At 38.8% G+C, this 17,057-nt stretch carries 14 protein-coding genes; 11 read left to right on the top strand and 3 right to left on the bottom strand.

Annotated elements, in window-relative coordinates:
• From AB5N96_RS07210 to AB5N96_RS07175, 8 genes are all read left to right on the top strand, one after another.
• Positions 1-1,995 (top strand): N-acetylmuramoyl-L-alanine amidase (locus AB5N96_RS07210; RefSeq protein WP_499705089.1); only part of this gene is annotated, 1,995 nt, incomplete at its 5' end.
• A 16-nt stretch (positions 1,996-2,011) separates the two neighbouring features.
• Positions 2,012-2,707, top strand: coding sequence for an SH3 domain-containing protein (locus tag AB5N96_RS07205; RefSeq protein ID WP_499705088.1), 696 nt, complete (start codon positions 2,012-2,014; stop codon positions 2,705-2,707).
• 1 nt (position 2,708) lies between these two features.
• Complete coding sequence (locus AB5N96_RS07200) at positions 2,709-4,262, top strand: SpoIID/LytB domain-containing protein (RefSeq protein ID WP_499705087.1); 1,554 nt, start codon at positions 2,709-2,711, stop codon at positions 4,260-4,262.
• Positions 4,263-4,367: 105 nt separating this feature from the next.
• Positions 4,368-5,111: a hypothetical protein gene (locus tag AB5N96_RS07195; protein WP_499705086.1), complete on the top strand. Its 744-nt coding sequence runs from the start codon at positions 4,368-4,370 to the stop codon at positions 5,109-5,111.
• Positions 5,112-5,118: 7 nt separating this feature from the next.
• The gene (locus tag AB5N96_RS07190; protein ID WP_499705085.1) at positions 5,119-6,531 is read left to right on the top strand and encodes a lipopolysaccharide biosynthesis protein; all 1,413 of its coding nucleotides are present in this window, start codon (positions 5,119-5,121) and stop codon (positions 6,529-6,531) included.
• A gap of 19 nt (positions 6,532-6,550) precedes the next feature.
• Positions 6,551-8,152 (top strand): asparagine synthase-related protein, encoded by a 1,602-nt coding sequence (locus AB5N96_RS07185; RefSeq protein ID WP_499705084.1) that lies wholly within the window; start codon positions 6,551-6,553, stop codon positions 8,150-8,152.
• Between the two features lie 6 nt (positions 8,153-8,158).
• Positions 8,159-9,556: an O-antigen polymerase gene (locus tag AB5N96_RS07180; RefSeq protein WP_499705083.1), complete on the top strand. Its 1,398-nt coding sequence runs from the start codon at positions 8,159-8,161 to the stop codon at positions 9,554-9,556.
• A gap of 65 nt (positions 9,557-9,621) precedes the next feature.
• Positions 9,622-10,917, top strand: coding sequence for a S1C family serine protease (locus AB5N96_RS07175; protein ID WP_499705082.1), 1,296 nt, complete (start codon positions 9,622-9,624; stop codon positions 10,915-10,917).
• A 57-nt stretch (positions 10,918-10,974) separates the two neighbouring features.
• On the opposite strand, the gene AB5N96_RS07170 is transcribed toward AB5N96_RS07175, so the two are convergent.
• A complete protein-coding gene (locus tag AB5N96_RS07170; protein ID WP_499705081.1) occupies positions 10,975-12,246 on the bottom strand; it encodes a hypothetical protein in 1,272 nt (423 codons plus the stop codon).
• 109 nt (positions 12,247-12,355) lie between these two features.
• On the opposite strand from AB5N96_RS07170, the gene AB5N96_RS07165 reads away from it, so the two are divergent.
• On the top strand, positions 12,356-13,618 hold the full coding sequence (locus AB5N96_RS07165; RefSeq protein ID WP_204589725.1) for a C40 family peptidase: 1,263 nt from the start codon (positions 12,356-12,358) through the stop codon (positions 13,616-13,618).
• Between the two features lie 50 nt (positions 13,619-13,668).
• On the opposite strand, the gene AB5N96_RS07160 is transcribed toward AB5N96_RS07165, so the two are convergent.
• Together AB5N96_RS07160 and AB5N96_RS07155 are read right to left on the bottom strand one after the other, a co-directional pair.
• Positions 13,669-14,628, bottom strand: a complete 960-nt coding sequence (locus AB5N96_RS07160; protein WP_499705080.1) for an LCP family glycopolymer transferase — start codon at positions 14,626-14,628, stop codon at positions 13,669-13,671.
• Between the two features lie 15 nt (positions 14,629-14,643).
• Positions 14,644-15,465, bottom strand: a complete 822-nt coding sequence (locus AB5N96_RS07155) for a hypothetical protein (protein WP_499705079.1) — start codon at positions 15,463-15,465, stop codon at positions 14,644-14,646.
• Positions 15,466-15,610: 145 nt separating this feature from the next.
• On the opposite strand from AB5N96_RS07155, the gene AB5N96_RS07150 reads away from it, so the two are divergent.
• On the top strand, positions 15,611-16,339 hold the full coding sequence (locus AB5N96_RS07150) for a YveK family protein (protein ID WP_499705078.1): 729 nt from the start codon (positions 15,611-15,613) through the stop codon (positions 16,337-16,339).
• 3 nt (positions 16,340-16,342) lie between these two features.
• Positions 16,343-17,050 (top strand): CpsD/CapB family tyrosine-protein kinase, encoded by a 708-nt coding sequence (locus AB5N96_RS07145; protein WP_204589721.1) that lies wholly within the window; start codon positions 16,343-16,345, stop codon positions 17,048-17,050.
• Positions 17,051-17,057: the final 7 nt, after the last annotated feature.

Genomic DNA, 17,057 nt, shown 5'->3' with positions numbered 1-17,057 from the left:
ATCGTGCAGACATTTACAAACGCCGCGAGCCAAGTTTGGCACAGGATTGAGTATTCCCCTGGAAAATTCGGTTGGGTAGAGAACAAAGTATTCGAAAAACCATCCTTACTAAAAAAGGCAGAGCAAACGGGAACTATTCACTCAGGCGCGACAAGCAGTTACCGGGTAGTAGGAAACGTATCTGTTGGAACGACCTATTCGATCGTGCAGACATTTACAAACGCGGCGAGCCAAGTTTGGCACAGGATTGAGTATGCCCCTGGACAATTTGGATGGGTAGAAGACAAAGTATTTGACCCATTAAATCGTAAAACCCTTATTTCCTCAGCTACAGTCCATTCGGGTGCACAGCAAAATTATCGAGTAGTGGGAACTGCTACTAAAGGCACATCCTATACAGTATTAGCGACTTTTACAAACGCATTCGGTGAAAAGTGGTATAGAATTCAATTTACTACTACTGTTGCGGGCTGGATAAGAGCAAATGCAATCGATCCAATTTATGTTAGCCAGCCAATAGTTGTTCCACAGGAAACCATAATTAGAGTAAATGTAGCCGTGGCAAATGTAAGATCGATGCCATCTACTACAGCTTCTATTTCAACGAAATGGTCACAAGGAACCTTAAAAACCGCACAAGGACTAGTAAATGCACAGGATGGAAAATGGTATCAAATTAGAGATGCAGAGCATGGTCTTGTGTATCTTCATGAATCCGTAATTTCTTCAGTAGAAATGCATCCTGATTTAAAAATAGGTTCAACGGTCTATTTGAATCGTTCAAAACCACTCTTATATTCAAACCCTTCCTATTCAGGTGGAGTCGTAGGAGCAGGTATTCAAGGTGCAAATTACACAATCGTCGATTTTGCAGTAAGCACTGATACCACTCGGTGGTATAAAGTTCAAAATCCTTCAATAGTAGCGTGGGTACCGGAGTTTGAATTAGTAGCGCAAGTTGAAACGCGTTATACAGCGAAGCCTACATTCCTCTATAGATCAGCGACGGTTACAGGTGGCACTTCAGAGTCGTTAACTCTTTCTCAGCCTGTACAGTTATTAAGACAATTAGGAACTTGGTGGAACGTGGAAACTTCAAGAGGTAATCGTGGATGGATGTTAGCATCAGATATCACAAACTTCCCGGTCTCAGGAGTGTTCGACGGAAAGTATGAAGTTCGAAATGGTCAAACCTATCTAACGTGGAAAACTTCGACAGACGTTTCTGTCAGGTACAGTATTTTGTCAAGCTCAACATTCAGAATCCACGGAAATATGACTACACTAGCGCCAGTCAATGGAGCAAATCCTGCAGTCCGAACAATCACATATGGTACATCTGGAAATGGAACGCGTTATGCGGATATTACATTGTCACCAGGATATACATACACGTTTAGAAAAACTGCGACTGAAGTATTTATTAAACTCCATACTAAAGGATTAGCCGGTAAAAAAATTATCATTGATGCTGGACACGGCGGTAAAGATTCGGGTGCAGTAGGAGTGACGGGATTAGTAGAGAAAGAAGTGAATCTTTCAACAGCAACTTATCTAAAACAGGAGCTTGAAGCAAGAGGTGCTACAGTTCTAATGATTAGATCTAATGACACTTTCTACGAGTTGGTTGAGAGAACGACACTATCAAATACAACAGATTTTGATGCGTTTGTTAGCATTCATGCAGATTCTTACTCTCGAGATTCTAGAGGTTCAACAACATTTTATAATTCAACAACGAGTTATAATGGCCCTAAAAGTGCTCAACTTGCACAAAGTATTCAAACAAATCTTATCGCGAATATTGGAACTTATAATCGAGGGTTTAGAGATGCAACCTACTTTGTGATTCGAAACAATGAACTTCCAGCAGTATTAGTAGAGTTGGCGTTCTTATCGAATCCGACTGAAGAAGCGATGTTAAAGACAACAGATTTTAGAAAAAGAGCAGCAGTAGGTATTACTAAAGGATTAGAAGAGTTTTTCCAAAAATAGTTAGGAGGCCTTTATCTTGAAAAAAGTAAGTATTGGAATCATCAGTTTACTACTTATTATGAGTCTATTTGTGCTGCCAGTTAAAAGTGGGGCATCAAGTAATTTAGTTTTAGCTTCAGTGGAATGGGTAGAAAAAGTGATTGCGGGTGTAAATGGTGAAGTGACAACTCTCAAAAATCAAGTAGCCACTCAGAAGAGTGAAATTGATGCATTGAAAAGTCGAATAGAGGCTTTAGAGAAAGGTGTTGGGTCACCAACTCCAACACCGACGCCACCGACAACAATAAAGTTTCCTGCTAGTTTTACGACTACTAAGAACAATGTCACGATTCACAGTGGAGCCACTACAAGTTATAGAGTAGTACAAACTGTGCAAAGCACGGGAACAACTTTAAAAATAATTGACCAGTTCACATCATCACAGGGACTATGGTATAGAGTTGAAATCAATTCTACTACGTTCGGTTGGGTGTTCAGTGGAAATGTTCTTTACAAAGGGGATGCAGCGTTCTCGAAAGTTGTTACCAAAACAGTAGCTAATGTTAGAAGAGGTGCAACTACTTCGTATGATACGATTGCTCGAGTTTCTGCGGGAACTGAAATGAAATACCTTGGGCAATTTAGAAATGGTTCTGGTGAAATCTGGTACAATGTTGAACTTGCAAATGGACAAAAGGGATGGATTTTAGCATCTTTGACGGAGTTGAAATAGTATGAAAAAAAGTTTAGTTCTCGCTGGATTTTTGGCGATTTTACTAATGACAACTTTAAACGTTAGTTCGGGGCACGCGTATTCTCCGAAAGTATATCCTACTGAAGCGAAAGTAAGACTCTCTAATCAATCATCCATAACCATTACACCGAACACTGTCTACCAATTAGTGAATCAGCAAACCGGACAATTCTTTTATTCGGTGCCGAATCAGTCTATAAGTGTAAGAGGAAGTAATAGTGAGACCCAATTGCATATTGGAGGAACCATCCTTAGATCTACTAATGGTTGGCAAGTAAAAGAGTTACTAGGTGAGGCAAATGAAACGATTGTATTATTTTCAAGAGCAACAGAAGCGAGACGAGGCGCTTCTACTAATTATGCGATAAATAGAACCTACCAAGCGTTTCAAGGTGCTAAGTTAATCGGGTCTCATAATGCAGCCGGAGTACTCTGGTATAACATTGAAGACGAAGTGGGGGTCCGGCATTGGGTGAACGCATCGACGAGCTCTTTGCATACATTAGCAAGTCTACCGATTATGACGCATTCAAATGGCTCAAAGTATAGAGGTAGCTTCATAGCAACTACAGCGAGTTCTGTAGTGACTTTCACAAATAGTTTAGATATTGAAGACTATTTAAAAGGTGTTGTACCTAGCGAGATGGTCTCGTCTTGGCACATGGAAGCTTTGAAAGCGCAAGCGGTGTCTGCACGCAGTTTTGCTATCCTAAAAGGAGTATTGGCGAACAATACGACTAGTCAGGTATACAAAGGCTACTCAGCAGAAACCACCCGTACAAGTCAAGCTGTGGATGAAACAAAAGGATTAATTGTGAAGTCGGGGTCCAAAATAGTCGAAACATTTTTCTTCTCGACAAGTGGGGGGCGGACCGCAAACATTCAAGATGTTTGGAATACGGTTTCACAGCCTTACTATGTTTCTGTAGATGATACAATTGAGCAAAATGCAAAATCTCCCTACAGCAATTGGTCTGTACCTTACTCTGCAGCTAAAATAGTTCAAAATGCGGGGTTCAATCCATCGAAAGAATTATTACTAGATATTCAAGCAGTTCCGACAGGAGCAAATGGTGAAATTGGTAAAATTTTTGTCACTACAACTGCTGGATCCTATTCACTAGGCGAAAGAAGTAGAGCTAATGAGTTAACAATTCGCCAATTCTTTAAATTAGATAACGGTTGGAATCTCTATTCGAACTGGTTTACGCTGACACCTAAAAAAGTATCTGCCACTTACCAAGTTCAAACAGCGACCGGTGTTTCTACTATGAATGGACTTTCAACTACAACTGTAAAAACAGCTGCTTCAGATGTGAAATTGAGCGGTTTACAAACTTCAGTTCAGACAGCAACAGAGCAACAGTTAATCCCTACTCAATCTTATATTTCTGAAGTTCAATTAACTGGTAAAGGGTTTGGACATAGAATAGGTATGAGTCAGTATGGAGCGAAAGCAAGAGCTGATGCTGGTTGGAAATATGATGCAATCATAAAACACTATTTCCCGGGTACAACAATTACAAAGTACTAAAAGTAGACCTGATGGCCTAAGTGCCATCAGGTTTTGTTTATTGACCCAGTATCATGATATAATTGGGTTTATGTTAAAAATGAATGGAAGAAAGAGGAGTAATTTATGCAAACTAAACGCCCCTATTTATTTTATGAAAATTTATCTTTTATCTGGAGTAAAAAACTAATACTACTAATTGTACCTATTCTATTTTCATTAATTCTTGGAATAGTAGGTCATTTTTTTTCAAACAATGCAAATTTCTCTGGTGAAACTGTAATTTATACAGGATCGGTGAAAAGTGAATCCTTAACAAACCCTGATTATCTTTTGGCTAACTATGGTTCTGAATTAAAGGATGATGCGGACATATTTGTTTCTGGACGTTCTTATATCAAATTACGACTAGAGGGAAATGATCAAACATCTATCGAAACTCAACTAAATCAATTTGCAGAAGGGACTCTTGAAGGATTAAATGGTTTTGCAACGCGAGTTATTGATCAATCTCAAAATTATGTAAATATTCAAGAACAACGAATTGCACAATTAGAAGAATCGATTGCGCTTTACCAGTCTTTATTGGAACAAGCACAAACTACAGTTGAATTGGATAACTATCAACGACTACTTACATCAACGGAAATGGAACTGACTAACGCATTAGCAACTGTGCAACGTGTATCAAATGACATTGTTGTTTATGAGATGCCATCTCTTGTATCTACTGAAGTAAATCCTAAGAGTACACTTTTTGTAGAGGGTGCAGTTGCTGGATTCTTAGGTGGTCTTATTTTGACAATAGCGTTTCTTTTACTGTGGAAATATGTTCTAGACGCACGAAACTATAAAGTGCATAAGGAGTAGACCAAACGTGATAGCTCAATTAAAACGATTAGGTTCGGATTCTCTACTTTATGCTTTTATGAATGTCGGTACTAAATTGATTGCGTTCGCTCTGTTTCCTTTCTATACGTATTATTTAGCAGATGTAGCGGAGTTTGGACGTTTAGATATAATCGATCGAAGTTTATCAATGCTGACCTTTTTAGTGATATTTGGAACGGATTCAGCACTGGCTTATTATTATTATGATGTAAAAGATACCAATGAAAGATTAAAGTATATTCGCTCTGTCATGATGGTTCGCCTTACTATTCTACTTGTTATCGTAGGGGGCGTCTTTACTACAGGCCCTTACTTATCAAGCTGGATTTTAGATGATTCAAATTATGTTTATTTATTTTATATTGCTTTAGGGACGTTAATGCTAGATACAATTCTTGCTGTGGTATTAACAGTGCTGCGGTATCAATTTAAAACGAAAAAAGTTGTTTTACTGACCTTATCTAAAATGCTTCTAATTGCTATCCTCTCATTAGCGGTTCTTCATTTTATTTCACCGACTGTTGAAGGTGTATTAATGGCTAGGTTGGCAGCGACATTAGCCATCACTCTACTCGTGGGAACTGTGGCTATAAAGTTTATCAAACCAATTTGGGATAAAGCAGTTTTCAAGAAGATTCTTTGGTATGCAGCTCCATTGGTTCCGGCATCTTTAGCGTTTTGGGTCATATTGAACATGAACACATTCGTACTAAAAGAGTTTAGATCTTTAGAAGAAGTGGGCATTTATGGAACGGCCATTAAATTTGCAACGTTTATCACATTATTGACAAGTGGGATTCAACTAGCATGGCGACCGTTTTCAATGGAAAAGAAAAACAATCCAGATACACCTATACTATTCTCGAAAATCTATGCCCTCTTGTTAGTGGTAGGAGGCATAGGGATTCTTCTATTAACGGAAATGATGCCATGGATTATTAAGGTCTTGGAAGACTCTTATCAATCCGCATACATTTATGTAGGGCCAATAGCAATTGCTACATTTTTAAATTTTTATTATTTGATAGTAAGTTCTGGTATTTTCTTCACTAAAAAAACTAAAGTGATTTCTTATGTGTTTGGAGCTGTTTCAGTATTCTCAATTGTTGCTGCTTTATTAGTCATCCCTCCTTATGGAATATGGGGAGCAATAGTTGTATATGTATTCTCTTATGCTATTGCAACAGTCATTATTTATGGTAAGAGCCAACAGTATTATTACGTGCCACTTTCAATTGTTAAATTGATTAGCAGTATTGTACTCATTTGTGCATCAGTCGCCTTACTTACTTGGATTCAATTAATGGACTTTACCATCATCTGGCATGTGCTTCCATGGATTCTTTTCTTCGTGGGGATGTTCGCAATACGATTAGACAAGATTTTCAAGACTACATGAGTAGAGGAATGATAGAAAGATGACTTTTAAAATGGACTATGATTTTCGACATCCGGATTTAAGGTATACGGTTTTAACTGACGGCACGGTCTATATGCGAGGCTTTTTCTATTGGAAAGAAAATTTCGTCGAATCTAGCACACTATCTGACCACTTTACATGTGAGGATTTATCTAATCCGAATCTACTTGATGAAATAAATGGAGAGTTTTGTTTGGTAATTATCCCCAGCGAAGGAAGTCCCGTGCTTGTTGTAGATAAAGTTAGGACTATCCCGCTTTTTTATAAACAATTAACTGGTGGATGGCTAATAAAAGATTTTTTGTATGAGGAAGGGACACCCCTTGATGAATGTGCTACTCAACAATTTCTTCATACAGGTTACACGTTTCATAATAAAACCCTTTATCAAGAGTGGCAGCAAGTACCCACATCTCATGTAGTCATTTTGAAACAGGATGTTGCGATTCAACATCGCTATTTCTCTTATTCGAATGAACCTAGCTCGAAAACAATTGAAGAGTTATCAGATGAATTTAGCAAAGTACTTCATGAAGTGTTTGATGACGCAGTAAAGAGGATTGGGAACAAGAAAGTGATTCTACCTTTAAGTGGAGGGAACGATTCGCGATTGCTCGCGTTATTGTTAAGAGAACGATTGCCAGCCTCTCAATTTCTATCATTCACGTACGGCGTAAAAGGGAACGAAGAAAGTTCAGTAAGTAAAAAGATAGCGGATTCTCTTCAAATAGAATGGAAATTTATTGAATACGATGAAACAATGTGGAAAACTATCTATTCATCAGAGCAATGGGAAGAATATGTCAAATATGCTTTGATGGGAGGGTCAATTCCACATATTCAAGACTTTCCAAGTGTAGTGAAGCTGTCTAGAGATTTTAAGTGGGATGCAAATGAAGTGGTTTTTATGCCTGGCCATACAGCCGATATGTTGGTAGGGGGTCATATTCCACCGGAACTAGCATTCTCGGAGCATCTTACACAACTTGATTTAGAGAAAGCAATTCAGAAAAAACATTATCGGTTATGGCAATCTAAACCCAACAAAACTGAAGGTTTATTGAAAGAGTATTATCAGGAATGGTCAACTAGAACTACTTGGACTCCGACACTAACATCTCTAGCGTTTGATCAATGGAATATTGAAAATAGACAGTCGAAGTTTATTGTGAATTCGTTGAGAGTATATGAATATTTTCAACAATCATGGACTTTGCCTTTTTGGGACACTCGTCTTATCACGTTCTTTTCAAAAGTTCCTGTTGAATTTAAGTACGATAAGTATTTGTATCTGTATACTCTTCACAAGATGTATCCAGACTACTTTCCGAAACCTAAATCAACTACACAAACAATTTCATTGAATCAAAAATTCGGTGTTTTCTACCGGCCATTGAAGTGGTTATTCCATAAAAGAAATCATCTTCAACGCTATTTTACGGACCCTATGAACTGGTACAAAATCTATCCATCATATTCCGACTATTTAAAACGATTGGCGTTTAATAGAAAGGGTGTTCGTTACGCGAACCCTTATAATGTAAACTCCTTTATTGTTCAGGATGTTTTACGAAAAATCGAGGCAGGTACCAAAAGGTAGGTGAAGATGATGGATATCATTTTAATCTGGTTCACTGTATTTATTCTATCGACGCTTTTATTTAAGAGTGCAGCTGGAAGTTTATCGCTTACAAAGCCAAATATGATTTCTATTATTTATTATTATTCTTTTATAGTTTCAAGTTACATCGGATCATTGTTTATTGCTCTAGATGAAGACCATTTTTATATGTTGAATCGTTTAGACCATGAAGAAATGAGAATCTATGGGTTTCTGATCATTTGCTTTATTATGATTCTTTTCCCCCTAACTTTAGTTGTCATGACAAAATTGGTTGGGGTAAATACGTCAGTACTATTGACGAATTACCTAGAGATTGAGCCTGACGTTAAAAATCACCCATACACTTCTATGTTTCTAGTAGCATTCACAGGACTAAGTGCAATTGCGGTTTTAGCGACTGCGTATACCATTCTTTATACACCGGTTATACCAGTAGTCGAACTTATTAAAGGAAACTCAGCAGACCTTTCTTCTCAGCGAATTGAAGCAGGTAGAAATTTTTCTGGGAATGTTTTAATAAGAAACATCTTCGGTTTAATGCTTACGCCAATTCTTTCTCTAATAGCCTTCATCTATTTTTTGAAAAGAAAAACGATGTATTGGGGAAGTGCGTTTTTTGTCCTTCTAGCATGCTCAGTCTTTTTATATACCTATGATTTGGCGAAATCACCTATAGTTTTTTATCTTTTGATGCTAGTTTTAAGTGCATTTTTTGCGAATGCTTTCAAAATGAATGTGAAAAGAATTCTAGTATTAGGACTTGTATCTATTAGCTTATTACTTGCAATGTATATTGCAGTACAAGGGCCAGGAGCTATTGCTAGTTTTATGAGTTATAATTCTGGTCCTCTTGGAAGACTGTTGTTTTCTCAAATCGCTCCCTTTTACTTACATCTGGATGCTTTCACTTATTCGCTTGACCGCTTAGGGAGTTCAGGATTACCATCATTCATAGCAGGTTTGCTTGAAACGGAACAGATTAGATCTGGGAGAGTTATGATGGAAAATGTATTTCCTGAAAGTATCGATGCGGGTACCGGAGGAGTGTTGAATACCCTCTATGTAGGAGAGGCATATGCAGCGTTTGGATTAATTGGAGTAGTTGTTTTAACAATCTATATCGCGATAGTTGTTCAAGCTGTTTATTTACTTATGCTGAAACTTCCAAAAACGCCAGTGACGATTGCGGTAGCTGTATACTTTACTGTAAATTTTCCGCGTACAATTGTTGGAGGAATGGCAGATTTCTTGTTCAATCCGATTTGGACTATTGTGATTGCCATGTGTAGTGTACTATTAATCTTAGAGTACTACCCACATAGAATTAAGTACTTACTAAGTTTTTTGAAGATGAAATATTCAAAGTTTCAAATCAGATGAAACCTATTCATGAGTAGATACGTCTAATCAACAAGAAAATGAGCTCATAAAGAGAGGAAGTTTATATGCGCAAAGAACGTAGACGTAAACGACTAAAACGAAAATATATACCTCTCTTACTACTTATACCTCTACTCATAATCACGGTAGTTCTAGCCTCAAATTGGTTTAAACCAGAAGTCGTCGACCAAGAGATTACGCGTCCTGTAGTAGAAGAGCCTGAGCCTATTGAAGAAGAACCTATCGAGGAAATAGAACCGCAGGAAGAGATAGTGACAGAAGAACCCAAAGAAGAAGTGGCCGAAGAACCGGAAGAGCCTGACTATGAGTCAGTGACAGAAGTTTCTGTGATAATACCAACTACACCTGTAAAAGAAGAACCTAAAAAAGAACCAGGTCTCCTTTTAACAGAAGCAACAGGTACTGTTTTTACGGTCTATTCAGATACATCTCAGGGATCAGGTTTTCTTTATAATGCAAAAGGGGACATCATTACAAATGCGCATGTAGTCCGAGGGTCCTACGACATCACAGTGAAAAATAATACAGGACAAACTTTTCACGGGTATGTTGCGGGTGTTTCTCTGACCTCAGACCTTGCTTTAATTCGAGTTCCTGATTTAGCTGGTAAACAACCTATGCAGTTTGCGTCAACTATGGCACCAGTAAATACAGAGGTAACCGCTGTAGGAAGCCCAAATGACAAAGCAAATACAGCGACAAGTGGTAAGATTACGGCTACAAATGTACGAATTGAAGAAGAGTATGTGTATGAAAATCTTTACGAAATGACAGCTTCTATTGCTCCTGGTTCAAGTGGCGGGCCGTTATTTAGAAATGATACAGGAGAAGTTATTGGAATCAATTCAATCGTTGGTGTCGGAACAGAGACGTATGGATATGCTATCCCGATTCACTTAGTGTCTGGAATCTTGACCCAGTTTAGTAAAGATGCAGACAGTATAGAGCAAGAAGGGTATGAACCCCCTCAAGATCGAGAAGATGCTTATCTCAGCGATGAGTTATTGACTGCATTTGCGTCTGACTTTAGTGAACTGTTTTATATGTATTTGCTAGACGAAACGAAGAATTATTACATTTACAGTTTGACGGAAAATTCTCCGCTCATTCCAGTAGTGGAAGCAATGAGACAAGAGCTTCTAGCAGAGGCAAGTGAATTTTCTTATCAAGCGAATCGTATTGATGCAATTGAAATCGTGACAGAGCAACAAGCGTTTGTTTCTACAACGTTGGTTTACTCTGGAATGAAAGATGGCGAGCAAGTCGTGTTAGAGCGTCCAATCAATCTTAAAATTGAGATTGATGAGTTTGGAGACTATAAGATCACGGACATTCAATAAATAGTGGACATAAAAATACAGTACCTTTGTTTCTTTGGTGAAACAAAGGTACTGTATTTATTTTTTTGTGAAAACATGGTTCAGTTGTCCTCTAAGGATAGTGATACGTGGGATAGTTGCTGTCTTAGTTGGCATCATGACTTCATCCCGAGTGAGAGATGGATAATAAGGCGCCTCATATTTCACATTTCCTTGCCAATTTAAAATTGATAGTCTTTTAGCTAGACAGAAGTTAAAATAAGTAAGAGTAGATAAGCGGTATTCATCATAAAAACAGTCAGCTAGATGAGCGCGTGAATGACTCAAAACTTCTTGTGTCAGTTGAACAAGTCGTTGACGAGCATGAATGGCTTGTGTCATCTCCTCTTGCCAGCTGTCATTGTTCAAATCATAATGTGACAAGAAGAAAAGAGCACGGCCGCTATTGTAGCGAATAAAGCTTTCCCATAGTAAATCATTTTGAGCCACTTCAAAAGCAGATGTAAAATGAGTGGTCGCTTGTTTTAGATAAAGTACAATCTTTTCATCAGTAGAAGAAGTTGTTTTTTGATCATTCGTTACAAAATACTGTAAACCTTCAACACTTTGAAGGTCCATTTCTTTTTGTGGTAACGAATTCTGAATCAGCTTCATTGCTGTCCGTAGATAGTAAAGTCCAATGTAATTTTGATAGACCGTTTGAGTCACTGGATTTTGAAACATATTGCCTCGAATATCTAAAATGGTACTCTCGATACTCTGTTGCTTACTTCGTGCTACCTGATATGTGACGATGTAATCGAGTAAATTTACGGTTTCCTCAATTAACAATAAGTTCCCACTCGATAGACTTTTAAATTCCAGCTCCTTTTTTCTGACCAACTGAATGAGTTTTTCCATCTGCCGGTGCGAGGTTTCATTGGCCTGGAATAGGTAAGGGAATACGACAATTACATCAATGAAGTATTGCAAATTCGTCGCAAACTCAATCGCTCGTGGCGATCGCTTTTTAAATCGCATAGTCAGTTCTTCAAACAATTGATTTTGCAGCCGAGTACTGTCAAAATGTCGATAAGTTCGGACTAGGCTTGTAAATGGGATGGAGTAATAGCGATTTTCTAAGACGTTTCCATCCATTCGTGTTAATGTGTTGACACTATCGATCGAGTAGTAAGTTCGAATGGCATAATAAAAGGTAAGCCCCGAGATACTGAAACTCAACCAAGTGACAATGAAAATAATTGGCTCTCCATTATTGATGTTTGGGTAGATGAGATACACGATAAAGGGCAAAAGTAAGAGAAAAATAAATGAGCTTAATAGGAAAATAGATATCTTTCGAAATGGCATAAGTTTCCTCCTTCAACACCTTTTATCATACCTCAACAAAAAAATGGATTGCAATCAGTATTTTTCGACTCTATAATAAGAAGTATTATGATGGAAAGCAGGTGTTTTTTTGAGGAAATTGGCATATGGTGTTTTGACGGCTGCCTCCTTAACTGTTCTCATGAACGCTCAAGAAGCTGAAGCGAGTACATACCAAGTGAAATCAGGCGATTCCTTATGGAAAGTCGCACAAACACACTCCTTGAGTGTTGCAAAGTTAAAGGAACTAAACCATTTACAATCAGATCTCATTTTTCCGAATCAAGTATTACGAGTAGAGGGGACTCCTCAGACGGTGCCAGTATCTAATCCTATCGTCCAGACTCCTCCAACACAGCCGGCTCAACCTGTATCGGGAAGCACTTATCGCGTCGTGAGTGGTGATTCATTGTCGAAGATTGCTACACAGTTTAAAACAACAGTTTCAGCTCTTCAAAGTGCGAATGGATTGAGTGGAACTCTAATTTTTGTTAATCAAACATTAACGATTCCTGGTGGAACAAATGCACCTGTCTCTTCGGTGACACCGGTCGTAACGCCACCACCTGTATCTACTAATGCGGGGCAATCCAACTATACAGTTGTTTCAGGTGATTCATTATCTCGTATCGGCCTTCAATTTAAAGTGTCTGTTCAACAACTGAAAGACTGGAACGGCCTATCTAGTGATCGTATTTTTGTTGGACAAAAGTTGTTAATCAATACTAGTGCAAGTCCAGCACCGACAACACCGGTGACACCACCAAGTGCGCCAACTACGAGCGAGTATACAGTCGTCTCAGGAGATTCACTATCTAAAATTGCGGTTCAGTTCAAGACAACGATTGCAAATTTAAAAGCATTGAATAACTTGTCTTCTGACTTTTTGAGCGTCGGCCAAAAGTTAAAAGTACAAGGAACAGCAATTGTTACAACGCCAGTTGCAAACCCAACAGCTCCAAAACCACCAGTCGTGACTGGAACACAAGCGCAAAAGATTGTTCAAATCGCTCAATCGTTTATAGGCGTTCCTTATGTGTGGGGTGGATCGACACCTGCAGGATTTGACTGTTCTGGATTCATTCATTATGTGTATAAGCAAGCAGGCATTTCAGTGCCACGTACAAACTCAAAAGGAATGGATGCACGCTCGTATTATCTTGATCAACCACAAGTCGGAGATCTCGTCTTCTTTGCCAATACATACACGTCCGGCATCTCACACCTCGGGATTTACATTGGCAACAACCAGTTTATCCATGCAGGCAGTAAAGGGATTACCGTTACAAGCTTGAACGATAGCTATTGGAAAAAACATTTTGATTCCTACAAGCGCTTCTATAGCGCTGATTAGAAAAGGTGCATCCCTCGTCAGTCGAGTGGATGCACCTTTTCTTCGATTCTTTATCCTTCTAACTCCAAATGCGTCTTCAACTCATTCTTCACAGCCGAAAGCTCTTCTTCATTCATAATATAATACCAAATACCGTTGATTGTTTCACCAGTACCTCTTTCAAAGTACAACTGATCAATTTGTCCAGCAGCTGAACGATAATTCGATTGGACGTCTACCATTTCATTGTACGCCATGTTTGTTCGAACATTGTCAACAACTGAATCTAAAATTGCATTCAGTTTCAATACGGAGTTTACAGACATTCCTTCACGGATGACACCTTGAATGACTTGTTTTTGACGATCCTGACGACCAAAATCTCCATTCGGATCTTGGTAGCGCATACGCACGTAAGCTAAGGCTTCTTCACCAGTTAATGAAATTTTGCCTTCAGGATATGTAAACCCAGCTTCAGTGAAATTTAAAGTATTATTCACAGTAATTCCACCAACCGCATCGACAATATCTTTAAAGCTTTCCATATTCACTTGCACGACATAATCAATCGGGATATCTAGTAGATTCTCAGTCGTATCCATCGCCATTTTCACGCCACCAAACGCATACGAGTGATTGATTTTGTCTTGAATTCCTCGTCCTACAATCTCTGTATATGTGTCACGTGGGATGCTTACCATCTTTGAAGAGTTTGTGTTCGGATTGACCGTCATAACAATCATCGTATCCGAACGTCCAGCATCACCTTCACGTTCATCAACCCCGAGTACTAATACTGAGAAAGGTTGTCCCTTTTCAACTTCGACGTGTTTTCCTTCTTCACGTTTTTCAGAAACAGGGCGACCTTCAATTGGCTCATGAATTTCTTTTGCTGTATCGGTCACTTGTTTGAATACATAAAATGCGAATACGCCTCCAAGAAGGAGAAAGACTCCAATGATTCCAAGAACCCATTTTAAGACTTTTGACTTTTTCTTTTTACGCTTTTTTACGCGTACTCGTTCTGACATACTGAAACCTGCTTTCTAATTAGTGATTCCTGTGAAATAGGTGTTAACGGCTTGTGCCCATGCTGCAGCGCCTTGTGAGTTCGGACGGCTGTTTTCATCTAGATAATCTTTAATCAACTCATCTTTTGGATCTGGCCAGTTCTCCCAATGCTCAATCACTGGATAGTCTTGCTCGTTCAAAAATGAAAGTAGGGCTTCCACTTGAACGGGGTAATACGAAGCATTATAGATTGGATTTGGAGGAGTGAATACTACTGCTACATCTTCCACTCGATTTTTGAACTCTCCCACAATAGATGTAATGTGAGAGTGCTCCGTATCGATATCGACTTCACCATTGTTCTTTAGTGTGAAGGGTTCGAATAAGACGACATCGAAGTCACCGTCATAATCAATCAATTGCTGTTGCGTGATGGTGATAGAATTCTCATTGAATGTTTGTTTAGTGATTTCCACTGAATCTCCGTATGTACTAGTCATTTGATCTATGAATAAATCACTCATACTAGGGGAACCCATATCTACTAAGTCAGACGCAAGGACAAGTAATTGAATGGTCTCACCAGCAGATTGTCTAGCTTCAAATACTGCTCGTACTGAATCGTCCATATTGACTAAAGCACTCGTAAATGATTCATCCAATACAGTAGAGTTTTCGGAGCTTTCATTTGATTCCTCTACTTCTTCAGTTTGCTCGGTTTCTTCTGAGTTGGCCTCTACACGCTCGACAGGACGTGCGATTGAATCAATTTGATCTTTCCATGCGAGATAACTAAACACAATAAGTAATCCGCATACTGCTGAAAAAATTAGTATAAATAGTCCTTTATTCCTCATAGTGACTCCTTTCCTATACAATTAAAATAGGGATAATTCTACATTGATTATGACATATTTTTTCAAAATTGCATATGAGTATCGAAATAAATATGCTATAATTGCCAACGTGTATATTTGTAAATATAAAGGAGAACCGTACTCTATGGAAGAAACAATTAGTTTGCAAGACCTATTTGCGACTCTGAAGAAACATATATGGCTAATCATTGGGTCGACAATTGCCGCAATCACATTTGCAGCCATTATCAGCTTTTTACTATTAACTCCGATGTACCAAGCATCGACGCAAATTCTCGTCAATCAAGAAAAGACAGAAGCTACTGCAATCACCACACAAGATATTCAAACGAACGTACAGATTATCAATACATATAATGTCATTATGAAAAGTGCTGCGATTTTAGGGCTTGTGAAAGAAGAACTAAATCTTCCTGAATCGACTGGGCAATTGAGTGAAAAACTTACGATTTCTAGTGAGCAAAATTCGCAGGTTATCACATTGACTGTGAAGGATGAAGATCCGTTCCGTGCAGAAGACATTGCCAACACAACTGCACGAGTATTCCAAACACAAATCGTTGATCTGATGAACGTGGACAACGTCAATATCCTGGCTCCAGCAAACGTAGGTGACAATCCATCTCCAGTTGAACCAAGCCCGACACTCAATATGGCAATTGCCGCCGTTGTAGGACTGATGCTTGGTGTTGGTATTGCGTTCTTACTTGAGTATTTAGATACTACGGTGAAGTCAACACAAGACGTGGAAGACTTAACAGGTTACCCGGTCATAGGAATGATTGCAACGATCTCTGATAAAGATTTGCAATCATCCCGACTTCAATTAACCAATCGAAGAAGGAAGGTGTAACGCATGGCTAAGAAAAAACCAAAACAAGCACTTCAATCAGTGGCACGGAAGCTTGTTACAAATGCGAATCCATCTTCCGTCATTTCTGAACAGTTCCGTACATTACGAACAAATATCTCATTTTCTAGTTCAGATACAGAAATTCGCTCTCTAGTCTTCACATCTGGTTCACCTGGTGAAGGGAAATCCACAGTAGCTGCCAATACGGCCGTTGTATTCGCGCAAGAAGGGAAGCGCGTGTTACTCGTAGACGCAGATATGCGTAAGCCTACTGTGCATTACACATTCCATATGACCAACACGACCGGATTAAGTAACTTATTGACTCGTCAAGCTGCCTTAGAAGACGTTGTGAAAGTGTCTGATCAAGATAATTTAAATATCATTACTTGCGGACCGATTCCACCAAACCCTTCAGAGTTATTAGGTTCTCGCACGATGGATGCTGTTCTAATGGAAATGCTTCGTGCTTTCGACGTTGTCATCTTTGATGCGCCCCCGGTACTTGCCGTTACAGATGCACAAATCATGGCAAACAAAGCAGACGGAACGATTCTCGTATTGAATACAGCAAAGACTGAAAAAGACGCAGTTGAAAAATCAAAAGAATTACTCGAAAAATCCAATGCAAACGTTTTAGGTGTTGTGATGAACAACTATACCTATGAAAATGATGTCTACTATTACCAATACTACGGTAATGAGGAGTAAGGGGGAA

Source organism: Chryseomicrobium imtechense (assembly GCF_041475995.1).
Lineage (GTDB): Bacteria > Bacillota > Bacilli > Bacillales_A > Planococcaceae > Chryseomicrobium > Chryseomicrobium aureum.
The sequence above is the reverse complement of the archived record's forward strand: the minus strand, read 5'-3'. Positions and strand labels throughout refer to the sequence as shown.